Annotated in this window: 9 protein-coding genes, 2 tRNA genes and 3 rRNA genes; 8 read left to right on the top strand and 6 right to left on the bottom strand. The window is 61.1% G+C overall.

The genetic code is table 11. The annotated features are described in order from the left end of the window. Positions 1-74: 74 nt before the first annotated feature. Complete coding sequence (locus HWV07_RS11750) at positions 75-1,127, bottom strand: quinone-dependent dihydroorotate dehydrogenase (protein ID WP_178334477.1); 1,053 nt, start codon at positions 1,125-1,127, stop codon at positions 75-77. 81 nt (positions 1,128-1,208) lie between these two features. Further along, positions 1,209-1,406: a SymE family type I addiction module toxin gene (locus HWV07_RS11745; RefSeq protein ID WP_178334476.1), complete on the bottom strand. Its 198-nt coding sequence runs from the start codon at positions 1,404-1,406 to the stop codon at positions 1,209-1,211. Between the two features lie 234 nt (positions 1,407-1,640). On the opposite strand from HWV07_RS11745, the gene HWV07_RS11740 reads away from it, so the two are divergent. The 8 genes from HWV07_RS11740 (at position 1,641) to HWV07_RS11705 (ending at position 13,078) form a co-directional block, all read left to right on the top strand. Beyond that, the gene (locus HWV07_RS11740) at positions 1,641-1,955 is read left to right on the top strand and encodes a non-histone chromosomal MC1 family protein (RefSeq protein WP_178334475.1); all 315 of its coding nucleotides are present in this window, start codon (positions 1,641-1,643) and stop codon (positions 1,953-1,955) included. Between the two features lie 983 nt (positions 1,956-2,938). Then, positions 2,939-4,405: ribosomal RNA gene (locus HWV07_RS11735) — 16S ribosomal RNA — on the top strand. A 104-nt stretch (positions 4,406-4,509) separates the two neighbouring features. Continuing rightward, positions 4,510-4,581: transfer RNA gene (locus HWV07_RS11730), tRNA-Ala, on the top strand. Positions 4,582-4,783: 202 nt separating this feature from the next. Then, positions 4,784-7,701 (top strand): 23S ribosomal RNA (locus HWV07_RS11725). Between the two features lie 108 nt (positions 7,702-7,809). Then, positions 7,810-7,931: ribosomal RNA gene (rrf, locus tag HWV07_RS11720) — 5S ribosomal RNA — on the top strand. Together the 16S, 23S and 5S rRNA genes with 1 tRNA gene alongside form the textbook arrangement of a ribosomal RNA operon. Before the next feature lie 159 nt (positions 7,932-8,090). Then, positions 8,091-9,287, top strand: coding sequence for an acyl-CoA dehydrogenase family protein (locus HWV07_RS11715; protein ID WP_178334474.1), 1,197 nt, complete (start codon positions 8,091-8,093; stop codon positions 9,285-9,287). 53 nt (positions 9,288-9,340) lie between these two features. Next, positions 9,341-9,416, top strand: a tRNA-Cys gene (locus HWV07_RS11710). Positions 9,417-9,622: 206 nt separating this feature from the next. Continuing rightward, a complete protein-coding gene (locus tag HWV07_RS11705) occupies positions 9,623-13,078 on the top strand; it encodes an Rrf2 family transcriptional regulator (RefSeq protein ID WP_178334473.1) in 3,456 nt (1,151 codons plus the stop codon). Between the two features lie 59 nt (positions 13,079-13,137). On the opposite strand, the gene HWV07_RS11700 is transcribed toward HWV07_RS11705, so the two are convergent. From HWV07_RS11700 to HWV07_RS11685, 4 genes are all read right to left on the bottom strand, one after another. Then, complete coding sequence (locus HWV07_RS11700) at positions 13,138-14,172, bottom strand: two-component system sensor histidine kinase NtrB (RefSeq protein WP_178334472.1); 1,035 nt, start codon at positions 14,170-14,172, stop codon at positions 13,138-13,140. A gap of 219 nt (positions 14,173-14,391) precedes the next feature. Beyond that, positions 14,392-14,628 carry a HalOD1 output domain-containing protein gene (locus HWV07_RS11695; RefSeq protein ID WP_178334471.1) on the bottom strand — a complete coding sequence of 79 codons (237 nt, stop codon included), beginning with the start codon at positions 14,626-14,628 and terminating at the stop codon, positions 14,392-14,394. Positions 14,629-15,204: 576 nt separating this feature from the next. Then, positions 15,205-15,456 (bottom strand): type II toxin-antitoxin system HicA family toxin, encoded by a 252-nt coding sequence (locus HWV07_RS11690; RefSeq protein ID WP_178334470.1) that lies wholly within the window; start codon positions 15,454-15,456, stop codon positions 15,205-15,207. Between the two features lie 3 nt (positions 15,457-15,459). Then, entirely contained in the window at positions 15,460-15,729 is a 270-nt protein-coding gene (locus tag HWV07_RS11685) for a type II toxin-antitoxin system HicB family antitoxin (protein WP_178334469.1), read from the bottom strand. Positions 15,730-16,211 lie beyond the last annotated feature (482 nt).

Below are 16,211 nucleotides of genomic sequence, written 5' to 3'. Positions count from 1 at the left end.
CAGGGGCGTGCCACGCACGCGAACAAAATCCTGGCGGTGGCCGGGTCGGCGCGGGTGGCTTCGGAGGGTCCCGTCTAGAGGTCGGCGCCGACGGCGTCCTCGACGGAGTCGAAGCCGTCACGCTCCAGGAGTTCGAGCAGCCCCCGGTTGATATCGCGGGCGATACCGGGACCCTCGTAGACCAGCCCGGTGTACAGCTGGACGACGCTGGCGCCGTTGCGGATCTTCTCGTAGGCGCCCTGGGCGTCCGAGACGCCGCCGACGCCGACGACGGGCTTGTCGGTCCGCTCGGCGACGAACCGGACCGTGCTCGTCGCCGTCCCCTCGATGGGGTCCCCGGAGAGGCCGCCCTCCTCGTCGGCGTGTCCGCCGCGGAGCGAGGGCGGCCGCTCGGTCGAGGTGTTGGTGGCGATGATCCCGTCGAGGTCCAGGTCGTCGACCACCTCGACGGCCTCCTCGATCGCGGCGTCGGTGAGGTCCGGCGAGAGCTTCACGAGCAGCGGCGCGGCGCCGGCGTCCTGGAGCGTCTCGAGGATGGACTCCAGGCGGTCGCGCTGCTGGAGTTCGCGGAGGCCGGGGGTGTTCGGCGAGGAGACGTTGACGACGAAGTAGTCGCCGCCCTCGCGGACGCGCTCGAACGTGTACAGGTAGTCGTCCTCGGCCTCGTCGTTGGGCGTGGCCTTCGACTTCCCGACGTTGACGCCCAGCGGGACCCTGCAGTCGGTGGTCTCGAGGCGGTGGCCGACGACGTCGGCGCCGTCGTTGTTGAAGCCCATGCGGTTGACGATGGCGCGGTCCTCCGGGAGGCGGAACATCCGCGGGCGGGGGTTGCCGGCCTGCGGGTCGGCGGTGACGCCGCCGACCTCGACGTGACCGAAGCCCAGCGCCGCCAGGGCCGGCGGGATCTCGGCGTTCTTGTCGAAGCCGGCGGCCACCCCGACGGGGTTCTGGAACGTCTGGTCGAAGGCCTCGACGCGGAGTCGGGCGTCGACGACGGTGTAGTGGTCGGCGAGCAGCTGCTCGGCGGGCGTGTCCTGGAGGGTCGCGAGGAGGCCGTGGACGGTCCGGTGGGCCGTCTCGGCGTCGAGGCGGAACAGGAGGGGTTTCGCGAGGTCGTAGAAGTCCATTGGCGGGTGAGGCCGGCGGAGCGGCTTAAGGCCCGCGGTTCGGGAGACGTCGGGTGCGGTGGGCGAGACGCCGCGGGCGGCTCAGAACTCGTGTTCTACATCGTCGGGGTCGGCCTTCTGGATGATGATCTTCCCGTCCCGGACGCGGACGAACACCTCGTCGCCGATGTCGAGTCCGGCGACGGCGAGTTCGTCCTCGTGGAGGTTGACGTGTACGTTGTGGTACTCGCCGTCCTCGTCCTTCGCCCCGCTCGGGCTGAGCTTCTTCTTTCGCACCATCGCGTTGTGTCCTGTCGTTCGCCACACGAGATACATAAGTGTACCGTGCGAGTCGCACGGTTACACCGCGCGCGAGTCGGCAGTCGGCGGTGAGACCCCGGGGATCCGCAGGATTCGGGCCGATTACCGGCAGCGGGCGCGGTCGCACTTATAAGTCAGGGGTTCTGAACACGCCGAACGGGGGATATATTTATAACACCATGTGTGCAGAAGTCACACGGAGGAGAGCAAACCATGGCACGTGACGACGATGACAAGCGGAACTTCGCGCTTCGGGAGAGCAATGGGGACGAGTCCAGCGTCTTCTCGGGACGGACCCCGCGACAGGCGGCGCTGAAGGCCGCCCGACGGCTGGACCCGGCCGGCAGCGAGAGCGCGGCCGACAGGACGGAGCTGCGGCTCAGGGAGAAGGGGACGAAGAAGGTCCACATCTACGACGGCTGGGCGTGGGAGGAGGAGTCCCCCGACGACAGCCCCGACTGGATGCCCGAGGAGATCACCGAGGCGAACGTCTCCAAGAAGGGGATCAAGCACCTCGACGAGATCTGACCGCCGCAGACGCACACAGCTTTTTCAGCGAGACGCCACCTCCCGAGCCGCAGGTATCGCGACGACGGTTCCGAACCGCTATTGAGGGCCCGGCCGTCTAGTCGAGGTGCGCGGCCCTCACCCGCCCCGACCACGCGTACGCGCGCACGGAATGAGGGGTCGTCTTCCAGCCGCGCCACATATACATACGGATACCGACAGGTATCCAAGTGGCAAACAGCGGCTGCGCGCGTGAGCCGGGAGGTGGTTAGTGCGGACCCTGTCAACGCGCCTCCTGTGGGTTGACTCACCAAGCACCAATCACCGTGAAACCGCATGACGTGGCGGGGATATTCCGACGGACTTATGCTATCCAACCCCCTTCGATAGGATGCGAACGACGCGGGGCGCGACGCCCCGGCCGGGACGGCCCTCCGGGTCGTCTCGTCTCCGACGCCCTTATGTATATCAGGGCAGTCGGATTGGAGTACGCAGGTCGCGCCGGGGTCGTCCCGGGGCGGCCGGCAACCGACGTCCTTAAGTGTAACAGGGCGTTTCGGTTGAAGTACGCAGGGCGACGCGGAATCGCGTTCCGGCGTCGTCCTGGCATCGGAGCCCTTAAGTGTAATAGGGCGCTGGTGTTGAAGTACGAAGGTCGAGTCGGGCTCCGCCCGATTTGGCCTCCAATCCGACGTCCTTATCAGTACGAGGGCGCTCGGAAGATACACGACGTGGTTGAGCACAGTTCGAACCTGTGCTCACTCACGGACCAACGGAGTCCGATGGGTTTATGACCCGTCACGGGCTACGATTAGGTCCGAAGGAAATGAGGATTCCACCCCTGCGGTCCGCCGTACAGATGGGATCTGATGTTAGCCCTGGCAGTTCGGTGACACTCGGTCGGTCCGATGTCGCCGAACGCCGATAGACATTGATGGAAACACACCCTTTGGGTGTGTTCCCGCCAAACCCTCCCCGAGCTGGGTAACAAGTTCGGGGAACACATTCCGGTTGATCCTGCCGGAGGCCATTGCTATCGGTGTCCGATTTAGCCATGCGAGTTGCACGTTTAACGTAGCAAACTGCTCAGTAACACGTGGCCAATCTGCCCTATGGACTGGGATAACCTCGGGAAACTGAGGCTAATCCCGGATAGCACATCCAGCCTGGAACTGGCGGATGTGTGAAACGCTCCGGCGCCATAGGATGAGGCTGCGGCCGATTAGGTAGACGGTGGGGTAACGGCCCACCGTGCCGATAATCGGTACGGGTCATGAGAGTGAGAGCCCGGAGACGGACTCTGAGACACGAGTCCGGGCCCTACGGGGCGCAGCAGGCGCGAAACCTTTACACTGCACGACAGTGCGATAGGGGGACACCGAGTGCGAGGGCATAGAGCCCTCGCTTTTCTGGACCTTAAGGTGGTCCAGGAACAAGGGCTGGGCAAGACCGGTGCCAGCCGCCGCGGTAACACCGGCAGCCCAAGTGATGGCCGATATTATTGGGCCTAAAGCGTCCGTAGCTGGCCGGGCAAGTCCGTCGGGAAATCCACGCGCTTAACGCGTGGGCGTCCGGCGGAAACTGTTCGGCTTGGGACCGGAAGATCCGAGGGGTACGTCCGGGGTAGGAGTGAAATCCCGTAATCCTGGACGGACCACCGATGGCGAAAGCACCTCGGAAGGACGGATCCGACAGTGAGGGACGAAAGCTAGGGTCTCGAACCGGATTAGATACCCGGGTAGTCCTAGCTGTAAACGATGCTCGCTAGGTGTGGCACAGGCTACGAGCCTGTGCTGTGCCGTAGGGAAGCCGTGAAGCGAGCCGCCTGGGAAGTACGTCCGCAAGGATGAAACTTAAAGGAATTGGCGGGGGAGCACTACAACCGGAGGAGCCTGCGGTTTAATTGGACTCAACGCCGGACATCTCACCAGCTCCGACAGCAGTAATGACGGTCAGGTTGATGACCTTACCCGACGCTGCTGAGAGGAGGTGCATGGCCGCCGTCAGCTCGTACCGTGAGGCGTCCTGTTAAGTCAGGCAACGAGCGAGACCCGCACCTCTAGTTGCCAGCAGCATCTCGCGATGGCTGGGTACACTAGGGGGACTGCCGTCGCCAAGACGGAGGAAGGAACGGGCAACGGTAGGTCAGTATGCCCCGAATGAGCTGGGCTACACGCGGGCTACAATGGCCAGGACAGTGGGACGCGACGCCGAGAGGCGAAGCTAATCTCCTAAACCTGGTCGTAGTTCGGATTGCGGACTGAAACTCGTCCGCATGAAGCTGGATTCGGTAGTAATCGCGTGTCAGAAGCGCGCGGTGAATACGTCCCTGCTCCTTGCACACACCGCCCGTCAAAGCACCCGAGTGGGGTCCGGATGAGGCCTGGTTCCCAGGTCGAATCTGGGCTCCGCAAGGGGGCTTAAGTCGTAACAAGGTAGCCGTAGGGGAATCTGCGGCTGGATCACCTCCTAACGTCCGGGACTGAGGCGTTGTCCTCAGCCCACCTTTGGCGTCTATCTGCGTTCGTCGACGGTGACCGATCGAGCACCTTTGAACTGCCAGGGCTAACTGGTAGGGCCCATAGCTCAGTGGTAGAGTGCCTCCTTTGCAAGGAGGATGCCCTGGGTTCGAATCCCAGTGGGTCCATCTCACGTGCCCGACGCGAACCGGTCCCCTTAAGTGTGGGACGCGATTCGTTCGGGTACGAAGAACCGATGCACCACTCCGTGCAAGCGCGAGTGGGAAGGGTGGACGCAGTCCGGTAACCCCCGGATCTGTGTATGAGACCGTGTGTACGTGCGATCCAGACGCTCACTGGACCCGTTTCATCGGGTTTAGGAGCGATTACACACCGTGGCTACTGTGCCACATGGTGGATAGCTCGGCTCAGGCGCCGACGAAGGACGTGCCAAGCTGCGATAAGCCCAGGGGAGCCGCACGGAGGCTTAGAACCTGGGATCTCCTAATAGGAATCCTCTTCGCAATTGCCTTGCGCAATGGGGAACGCCCCGGATTGAAACATCTTAGTAGGGGCAGGAAAAGAAAGCGAACGCGATGTCGTTAGTAACCGCGAGTGAACGCGACGCAGTCCAAACCGAAGCCTTCGGGCAATGTGGTGTTCGGACTGACTCTCATCGGGCGAACGTTCTCGAGAAGTCTCCTGGAACGGAGCGCGATACAGGGTGACAGCCCCGTATCGGGAACAAGTAACCCGTGCGTCAGCTCCAGAGTAGCGGGGATTGGAAATTCCTCGTGAATTCGGCAGGCATCGTCTGCCAAGACTAAATACGTCCTGAGACCGATAGCGAACAAGTAGCGTGAGCGAACGCTGAAAAGCACCCCGAGAAGGGAGGTGCAATAGGGCTTGAAATCATGTGGCGATAGAGCGACGGGGCACGAAAGGTCCCTCGGAAAACGACCGAGACGCGAGTCTCCAGTAGGACCCGAGGGAAGCCGGTGTTCCGTCGTGCGTTTTGAAAAACGAACCAGGGAGTGTACTTGTTTGGCGAGTCTAACACGATCATCGTGGAAGGCGTAGGGAAACCGACATGGCCGCAGCGCTTTGCGTGAGGGCCGCCGTGTTCAAGCGCGGGGAGTCAAACGGGTACGACCCGAAACCGGGTGATCTAAGCGTGGACAGGGCGAAGCGTGGCGAAAGCTACGTGGAGGCCCGCTAGAGTTGGTGTCCTACAATACCCTCTCGTGATCTACGTTTAGGGGTGAAAGGCCCATCGAACCCGGAAACAGCTGGTTCCGACCGAAACATGTCGAAGCATGACCTCTGCTGAGGTAGTCCGTGGGGTAGAGAGACTGATTGGAGGCCCCGACTCCGAGAGGAGTCGGACCTCCTGTCAAACTCCGAACTCACGGACGCCGTGGACGCAGGGAGTCCGCTGTGCGGGGTAAGCCTGTGCAGCGTGAGGGAGACAACCCAGAGCTGGGTTAAGGTCCCCAAGTGTGGACTAAGTGCGATCGAAGGTGGTCCCGAGCCCTAGACAGCCGGGAGGTGAGCTTAGAAGCAGCTACCCTCCAAGAAAAGCGTAACAGCTTACCGGCCGAGGTTCGGGGCGCCCAAAATGATCGGGGCTCAAGTCCACCACCGAGACCTGGCGACACGCCTTACAGCGTGGTTCCGTAGGTCGGCACTCCGGTTGGGTGGAAGCTCGGGCGAGAGTTCGAGTGGACCGACTGGTGACGAAAATCCTGGTTACAGTAGCAGCGATAGTCGGGTGCGAATCCCGACGGCCTAATGAGCAAGGGTTCCTCGGCAATGTTTGTCAGCCGAGGGTTAGCCGGTCCTAAGATCCGTCGTAATTCGAGCGGATCGAAATGGGAAGCTGGTTAATATTCCAGCGCCGGTATGCATTCAAAGTTGACGCCTTGGGGTCGACCGAGCCGGGCACTCGCCCGGTCGAACTGTCCAAGTCCGTGGAAGCCGTAACGGCACGAAGCGGACGAACGGCAGGATAGCGCAAGTCGGTTCAACCTGGGGCCCGTGAAAAGACGAGCATACCGACCGTACCGAGATCCGACACAGGTGCTCATGCCGGCGAAAGGCAAGGCCTGTCGGGAACAACCGACGTTAGGGAATTCGGCAATCTGGCCCCGTAAGTTCGCGATAAGGGGTGCCTGCCTCGGAGAGAGGCAGGTCGCAGTGACTAGGACGCTCCGACTGTCTAGTAACAACATAGGTGACCGCTAATCCGAAAGGACTCGTACGGTCACTGAATCCTGCCCAGTGCGGGTATCTGAACACCCAGTACAATGGGACGAAGGACCCGTCAACGGCGGGGGTAACTATGACCCTCTTAAGGTAGCGTAGTACCTTGCCGCTTCAGTAGCGGCTTGCATGAATGGATTAACGAGAGCGTCGCTGTCCCAACGTTGGGCCCGGTGAACTATACGTTCCAGTGCGGAGTCTGGAGACACCCAGGGGGAAGCGAAGACCCTATGGAGCTTTACTGCAAGCTGTCGCTGGGACATGGTCGCTGATGTGCAGGATAGGTAGGAGACGTTACACAGGTGCGTGCGCCAGCACGTCGCCGAGTCAACACTGAAATACTACCCGTCAGTGACTGTGACCCTCACTCCGGGAGGAGGACACCGATAGCTGGGCAGTTTGACTGGGGCGGTACGCGCTCGAAAAGATATCGAGCGCGCCCTAAGTCCATCTCAGTCGGGACAGAGACCCGACGAAGAGTGCAAGAGCAAAAGATGGATTGACAGTGATCTTCCTAACGAGGATCGCTGACGCGAAAGCGTGGTCTAGCGAACCAATGAGCCCGCCCGATGCGGGCCATTGATGACAGAAAAGCTACCCTAGGGATAACAGAGTCGTCACTCGCAAGAGCACATATCGACCGAGTGGCTTGCTACCTCGATGTCGGTTCCCTCCATCCTGCCCGTGCAGAAGCGGGCAAGGGTGAGGTTGTTCGCCTATTAAAGGAGGTCGTGAGCTGGGTTTAGACCGTCGTGAGACAGGTCGGCTGCTATCTACTGGGTGTGTCTGATGCTTGACAGGAACGACCGTATAGTACGAGAGGAACTACGGTTGGGTGCCACTGGTGTACGGGTCGTCCGAGAGGGCGCTGCCCGGCAGCTACGCACCACGGGGTAACGGCTGAACGCATCTAAGCCGGAAACCCACCTGGAAAAGAAGCATCACCGAGGTCTCTCGTAGAAGACGAGTTCGATAGACTTGGGGTGTACGCGTCGAGGCAACGAGACGTTCAGCCCGCGAGTACTAAACGACCGAAGCCACCAATCATTGCTCCGCCCTATGAAACGGGTCCGGGCGTAAACTGGATCGCACGTACACACGGAACTACCACCGGTACTGGTATACCATCGTGGTTCGACTCCACGAGCCGGCGTTAAGGCGGCCACAGCGGCGGGGCGACTCCCGTACCCATCCCGAACACGGAAGATAAGCCCGCCAGCGTTCCAGCGAGTACTGGAGTGCGCGAGCCTCTGGGAAATCTGGTTCGCCGCCTGCCATTCATTCCGTTTCGACCCTCACTCAGCGACAGCTGGGTGGGGGTTTTCGTCGTCCTCGATCGCGACCAGCGGCGGCGTTCGCTTTTGCACCCGGATAAACTATCCAGACGTGGATAGTTGCACAGTTTAAGTGCGCTCGCGGCTAGTCACCGGTATACATGGCACGATCCAGCGCGCCCGCCTTCGAGGAATCGCAGGAACTGGAGATGATCCGGGAGACCGCCCGGGAGATCGCCTCGGACTACGACGACGACTACTTCCTGGCTGTCGCCGACGGGAAGGAGCCGACGGAGTTCTGGAACGACTGCGCCGAGGCGGGGTTCCTCGGGGCGGCCATCCCCACCGAGTACGGCGGTGAGGGGATGGGCTTCTGGGAGCTGTCGGCCATCGTCGAGGAGCTCTGCGCCAACGGCTGCATGGGCGCGGAGATGCTGTTCGTCGTCAACGTCTGCTTCGGCGGCATCACGCTCACGGAGAACGGCAGCGAGGAGCAGAAGGAGGAGTGGCTGCCCGGCATCTGCGACGGCTCGGTGAACTTCGCGATGGCGCTGACCGAACCGGACGCCGGCCACAACGCACCGAACATGACGACCTTCGCCGAGCAGGACGGCGACGAATACGTCATCGACGGGACCAAGCAGTGGATCTCGGGCGTCGACGTCGCCGACCAGATGCTCATGGTCGCCCGCACCTCGCCGAAGGACGAGTCGGCGAAGATGCAGGGCGTCACGCTGTTCCTCGTCGACCCCGAGGACCCGGCCATCGAGGCCCGCGAACTCGACGTCGGCATCCCGACGCCGGAGAAGCAGTACGAGCTCTCGATCGACGGCTACCGCGCCCACGAGGACGACGTCGTCGGCACCCCCGGGATGGGTCTCTACCAGCTGTTTGACACGGTCAATCCCGAGCGCCTGCTCGGCGCCTCCGGCGCCATCGGCGTCGGCAAGTGCGCCATCGAGCGCGCGGTCGACTACGCCAACGAGCGAGAGGTCTTCGACCAGCCCATCGGCGCCCACCAGGGCGTCCAGCACCCCATCGCCGACTCCTGGGCGAAGCTGCAGTCCGCCGGCCTGCTCGTCCGGAAGGCCGCCTGGATGGTCGACGACGCCGAGGGTATGGACGACATGAAGCGGACCGCGGAGGTCTCGAACATGGCGAAGCTCCGTGCGACGGAGGTCGGCCACGAGGCGACCGACGTCGCGGTCCAGACCCACGGCGGCAACGGCTTCTCCCGGGACTACGGCGTCATCGAGATGTGGAAGGGCTCGCGCCTCGGGAAGGTCGCGCCCGGCTCGACCGAGATGATGCGGAACCACGTCGCCGAGCACTCCCTGGGGCTGCCGCGGTCGTACTGACCGAGACCGGGGACCGCTACGCTTAAACCGCCGACACCGTTACTCTCTCCTGCGCCAAGGTGGCAGAGTCTGGCCTTACGCGGTTGCCTGCAGAGCAGCTATACGCCGGTTCAAATCCGGCCCTTGGCTTACCCCAATAACCTCACAATCCAAGGTATAAACCCCGTCCTTCCGGGGGGATTGTACCTCTCATTTTCCCGTAGCGACGGCGTTCTCGGAGGTGGTCGGCCGTGACGCAGATTCCGCCCGAACAGCAGTGTGTCCTCGACGACTGCAATCGAGCGGCTCGCGATACCTCGCATGGTGGCGGGCTTTGTGAGACCCATCATGCGCAGATGGTGGACGTCACCGACGACCCGACACTGCCAGCCGATGAATCCACGACAGAGCAGTCCAGAAACGATGCTACGGGCGACCGCATTCCCGGTGAAGACAGCGCGTACAGCCCCGACGAGATCGAGCTCGACGACGTCGAGCCAGACACCTATCCGGAGGACCTCGTCGAGGCGGGCGCGCGCTGGCTCCTCTGGCAGGACAGCGACGGGCGCAAGGTCCCCCGGAATCCCCACTGGGGACGTTCCGATCGGGATGACGGCTACGCCTTCGTCGGCGCGAAGAACCCTGAGGCCTGGCTCGAGTTCGAATCCGCGCGCGACTGGATCGACCACGACGACGACCTCGGCCTTGCATACTACCTCACGGCGCCCGACCGCTCCGACTGGGACGACGACCCCAACTACCAATCGATAGACCCCGCACGTGACGTCCCCGACGAGCCCCACGTCGGCCTGCTAGACTTCGACGACATCCGTGACCCAGAGACTGGTGAGGTCGCCCCCGACGCCGCGGCGCTACTCGACCAGCTCGCCGGGACCTTCTGCGAGTGGTCGCCATCCGGCACGGGCGCGCATGCCCTCGGTGGCTTCCGGCTCCCTGACGACGTTCAGACCCTGACGATTGATCTGTCGTCGCCCGAGTGGCCGGACGCCGAGCTCGAACTCTATCCCGGCCGCCGATACACCACCGTCACCGGCAATCACATCCCTGAGTCCGCGTCGTCGACTCGAGACATCCAGGGGATCGTTGACGACATCCTGGCCAATTTCCCCGGCGCGCTCGAGGCTGCGCAAGCCTCCACGCCTGCGTCCCGTCCGGACGACCTCGACGCCACACCCAGTACCTCGAAAGAGGCACTCGCAGATATCGAGACCACCGACGACATGCAGGATGTCTTCGACGCCATCCAGCATACAGGCCCTTCGGACATCCGTCTCCGGTCGCGCGTGACCAACGAGCGAAGCGACGGAAGCAAGGACCTCGACCCCAGCTGGGCACAGTCGAAGAGCGGTACGCGACTCGCGGAAGTCGACGATGGCTGGGTGTATCGCAAAGGGATGATCGGCCTTGACGCTCTCCAGGTTGTCGCCCTCGAGGAGGGCATCATCACCACCGAGACTGCGTATCCCAGCGGTGAGGAATTCTGGGCCGCCGTCGAGGCGCTACGTGACCGTGGCGCCCACATCCCCGAGTACGAAACTGAGCCCGGAGCTGGCGACCCGGTGAGTACAGTTCCGCTAGAAAAGCTCGACGCGCTCGACGAGGAGCAGCGAACGCGTGCTGCCGCTGACCGCGACGTCGAATGGCCATCAACCGACGAGGCACGCGATCGGCTGCGTGACCGGGTGCTCGAGGCGGTGCGAAACCAGGAGGACGTCGTCGTCGACGCGCCGACTGGCCTCGGGAAGAGCTATACCGTCGCGACCGAGCCCTGGCTGGACCACGCCAACGTCACCGGCGAACAACCCGTGGTCCAGTTCAGCCCCACTCGGGAAGCGCGCGACACGGCAGCCGAACACAGCAGCGAGGCGAGTTGCGTGACCCATGCTGTGCTCCGCGGGCGGAAGGAAGCCTGTCCAGTCGCCCACGGCATCCACGATCCTTCGGAAGAAGACGACGACACCGCGGATATCACGATGAACCGGACGCCCGCCTCTGAGTGGTTCGATGCCGTCTGTGACGGCCGCGGCATCCCATTCTCGACTGCACACGCCTACCTCGCCGAACACAACGACCAAGGAATCGACCTCCCGTGCTCTCACGGCGACGATCCCTGTCCCGCGATCAGCCAGTGGGACAGCCTGCCTCGAACCGAGGACGGCAACCCCGCCGTCGACGTCATTCACGCCACCCACCAGTTCGCGTACGTCCCCGGACTCACCCAGCATTGTAACGTCATCTTCGACGAGCAGCCTGACTTCGCCGTTGACGGCGAGCACCTCACGAACGACCGCATCCAGCGCGCTGTCACGGCGTTCCTCCAGGAAGCTGGCGCGCCTGTCACCACTTGGGAGGCCTTCGTAACGATGGCCCGGCGCGCATACCGACAACAAGTTCAGGACGATTTACTTCGAGAAGCCTTCGCCACGAGAGGCGTCCTCGACCACGATCCGGATCTCGAGTGGTACTTCGAGGATCCTGACGCACATACCCTCGCGCCCGCGCTGGCAGAGGCCATCTGGTCTGGGCTCGCGCAAGGCCACGACGTCAACGGACGCGCCGTCGGCACCGTCACCTACACGCCGCCGCGACTCGACGCCAACGCCCACGATGACGACCGCTGGTCACGCACCTGGATCACAGTCGTTATCGACGACAATAACCGCGTCCAGAGCGTCCGAAGCGTCCCCGATCTCTCGAATGCCCGAAGCGTGATCGGGCTTGACGCACATCCAAGCCTCCCTCTCTGGGAACGCAACACGACCACGGACATCCTCCCGGCTCGCGTTTTGGACGCCGACGAACGCCGCCTCTGGCGTCGCTATGAGCGGGGGCTCCGCGTCGTCCAGGTCGGGGACGCCGTTCGCCCACTCGCCAGCGGCGAGTACTTCAACCCCGATGCCACGCGAGTCCTCATCGAACATCTCGAACACCGGTATGGCGACGATTTCGACACCTGCATCACCGCCGCCAGCGTCGAGACCGATGTCGCCCAGCTGATGCGCGAGGCCGACATCTCCGATCCGGAAACCATGCACTTCGGCGAAGAGCGCTCAAGAGACGACTTCGGCGACCGGAACGTCGGGCTCGTCCACGGTTCGATCGATCCCGGCGACGACTACGTCTTGAATCTCCTGGCGGAGTGCAATCTCCACGCCGAACCCGAGACCACCGAAACGGCGGCCGGAAACGAACGTCGCGCCCACGGCCGCGGGTTCGTCGGCCCCGACGCAGACGCCGCCAGCGAAATCTTGGCGTCCGTCCGTGAAGCCCACGTCGCCCAGTCCGCTGGCCGGTATGCACGTGATGCAGACGACCCCGAAAACCACGCACTCGTCTTCGTCCACACGAATGCGATGCCGAATGGCTTCGCCGACCACGAGGTATCAGGCGTCGAATGGGTCGCCACTGACGCTCAGCGAACCGTGATCGAGGCCCTCCGGGCTCGTGAATCCGCGACCGCCCGAGAACTGGCGGACGCTACCGATGTGTCCAAGCGACACGTCGCGAAGACGCTCGCTCGACTCTACGAGGACGGCCTGATCAGCTGTCGCGAGGGCGTCGGTGACTATGGAGCGGATGTGTTCACCGCTGAAGACGCTCCAGCGAGTGGAATCGCTGACCTCGAGATCGACGACATCACGAACAGCCCCGTATGGGGCTCCTATACGTGGTCGTTCCCGATTGAGGATGTTGCGGTGGAACAATATAGCAGAAATCAGCGAGGTGGCTCCGTAGTAGCCACACGTGCCGTGTCATTGGCTGCATTCCAGGGAGGTCCGCCACCGGAGTAGACCCGCGGGATTCCGTGTTCGAAGGATGGTGATGAGCCGCAGCACTCTAATTTTACACGTTACTCACTTACGAATTCGAGTCCCGTGACTTCGAACCGAGCGCCGCCATCTGCGGCAGCTGTCACCTCGATATCCCAATCGTGTGCACCGATGATCGATTGGACAACCGATAACCCATATCCCGTCCCGTCTTCCCGCGTCGAGAACCCGTGCTGGAACACTGACCCATGATCCTTTTCGGGAATCCCCGGGCCATCATCTTCGATATAGAACCCGTTCTGAAGCGGTCCGATCCGAATTGTCACGTCCTCCCCGCCATGAGTCACACTGTTCTGAAAGAGGTTCTCGAAGACTTCGATGAGTCGGTCTCGGTCAGCCAATACCTCCGGCATGGACTCGTACTCGATGTTCGCACCTGCCGGGAGCGTCCCCTCCATCGCCGTCTCGATGAGTGATTCAAGCTCGGTCGGTTCCGGATCCTGGACCACCCTGCCCTGGCGAGAAACCCGAAGCAGGTCCTCGACGAGTCGCTTCATCCGCTCGGTCGTCTCCTGAATGGAGTCAAGATGTGCGTCCTCGCCGGTTTGTTGATACAGTTCGATGCGACCATCGAGGACCGACAGTGGTGACTGCAAGTCGTGTGCCAGCATATCGGTGAACTCCTTGAGGCGATCGTTCTGCCGCTCGAGCATCTGTTCGTACTGTTTCTGTACCGTGATATCCTGGCTGGCGACAACATATCTCTGCAGCGAGTCGTTGGTCAGCGGAGACACGCTGAACCGAGCCCAAAACACGTCGCCATCGGCTCGTTCCTGCCAGTTCTGACGGGTGATCGAATCCTGTTCCGCCTCCGTCAGCAATGTCTCGGGTGACGGTTGATCTTTCCCCTCTGCGTAGAGATACTCCAACGATTGACCCAAGACCTCGTTCTCGTCGAACCCATAGACGTCTTGGGCTCCTGATGGCCACTCGACGATCTCTCCGTTTGGATCGAGTATGAACTGGGCAATTTCCTGTGGGGCTCCGATGAGGCGTTGATAATCCGCCGCCTCCGATTGCCTCGTCTCTATCTCCTCCCCTGGTATCTCAACCATCCATATAGTTACGACATAGGTTCAGGTATACTCTCCTATAGTTTATAGCTACATATGGAGCGTGGAAAATGGACAAGGGCGGGGCGTGGACCTGATTAATAAGCAGGACCAATCAGTCGACTGACCCAGTCTCGCCGTATTGGCACCAACTTCTTCTCAAATCGGTCGGTAAAGCTGGTCAACCGTGCAAGTATTCCTCAAACGGGAATGCCCATTGGTTCACTGTACATCGGTTATCATCGCAGTCTCGCTTGTATCGATGAAAATGGTACCGTCTCCTTTAACGGTGATTCTGTAGTGACAGTACGTAAACTGAATCGTCTCGAATTGGTCTAAGGAGTCAATGAGCTGTTCCAGAGAATCTACGTCGATAGCATCATTGAGGGGAGGTAAATCAAGAGGGCGGGACTCCTCGGCATCGGCGACTTCTTCGAGGATACTGAGCACAATGTCCATACTGGAATCTTCCGCGGCACTTTTGTAAATCTAAATACCATTCACTCCCATCTACTTATGTTGTTTCGACTCCAAATTATATCTATGCGAGCATGGTGTGAACAATGCAACTGGGAACTACGTACTGCCGATGAACTCACACCAGAACAAGTCAGCAACCACGCCATCGAGCATGCGATGGAGACACACCATTATTCGATTAACACAAATTGCAAAAAACCCGTGAAGTCTGAGCGTAGGTCAGACTTTCACTGAGAATCGGTTATCGCAATCTCCGCACACATATATCCGCTTTATGCCGTATTCGAGTAGCTCTCTATCCTCCGTTTCTGAAACCGGTTGTTGACACCGCGGACACAGTTCACCCATATAGACGTAAGTAGGTCTCGGGCAACAGATACAGTTTTAACCATATATTATAGGCGGGTCACACGGTCTGTTCGCAGGATCGAACGACAGGCTGATTCGGATAGGGTACTACGAAATTATCCCTTCTGCTATATACGGCGCCCGAGGGGAATAGGTGTAGGTCGAGTCGCCTCAATATGTTCCAATATTGGGCATCCGGCTATAGAGTCACGAATTGGTGTCGATCCAATCACAGAAGGCATTGAAATCGTTCGCCCCTGCATCCTCAGCGATACTCCGAAGGGTTCCCGTCCTGAGTTCGTCGTGCAATGGCACGGTCACCTGGCGTTTATCCTCCTCATTTGTGGGATGTTCGTAGTATAGCTGAGCGTGATCGCCAGTCGTGCGTCGCCATTTGAAGCCGCCGGCATTCACGAGGACCTTCGCGACTTCTTGGCCAGAAAACGTCCGCCGACTCATCAACTACTCGAGAACGTCCGGTGGTTCCTGGCTACCGGTGATGTTGTCCTCGGGGTCGATACCGATCTCGCGGAGTTCTTCGTCGGTGGGCTCGCGCCCTGCTTCGTTGTTCGATAGCACAATCGCCTCATCAAGATTTGAAAGTGCAGCCGTACGCGTTTGCCCCTGGGTTGTCACCCCCGTCTCGATATCCTTCGCGATCCACCAGTCGTCCTCCTCCCAAAGGTGGATTTCCCCATCGTGGGGCTCCGTATCCCGAGTCGAGCTGGCCATGCTGTCTGTGGTTACGAGTTGAGAGGCTAAAGGGTTTGGCTCGTTCGAACGGCAAATGAACGCTTAGAACGTAACCTCTGCAGACTATGATTCTCCATGGCGAAGCGGAGTTTGCAGCGACGAAATCCCACTCCTCATAGGAACGAACCGTTCGCACACGTCGGCGTATACGGTTGCGTGCGTGGGTGTAATGTCTAAAGGACACTGAACCACCTGCCCGTTCATGAACCGGAATCCGGTTCAATCACCGGACTTGGATGACGGAACCCACGTCTGCATCCCGATACCGGTCGGTACTCAAGATGCGTTCCGCCGCGACACCATGGATCTACTACGATATCGATCTCCCTGGTCGTGACCTAGCGCCCGCGATGCACGAGCTAGCTGAAGGGATTCACGCACACGTTGAGGAGTTTGCTAACGCCCACTCCCGAATGTAGTTGCAATTAGTGGGATTCTCGCTCTGAGACCGTCTAAAGCGG

The organism is Natronomonas salina (genome assembly GCF_013391105.1).
Taxonomy (GTDB): domain Archaea; phylum Halobacteriota; class Halobacteria; order Halobacteriales; family Haloarculaceae; genus Natronomonas; species Natronomonas salina.
The sequence above is the reverse complement of the archived record's forward strand: the minus strand, read 5'-3'. Positions and strand labels throughout refer to the sequence as shown.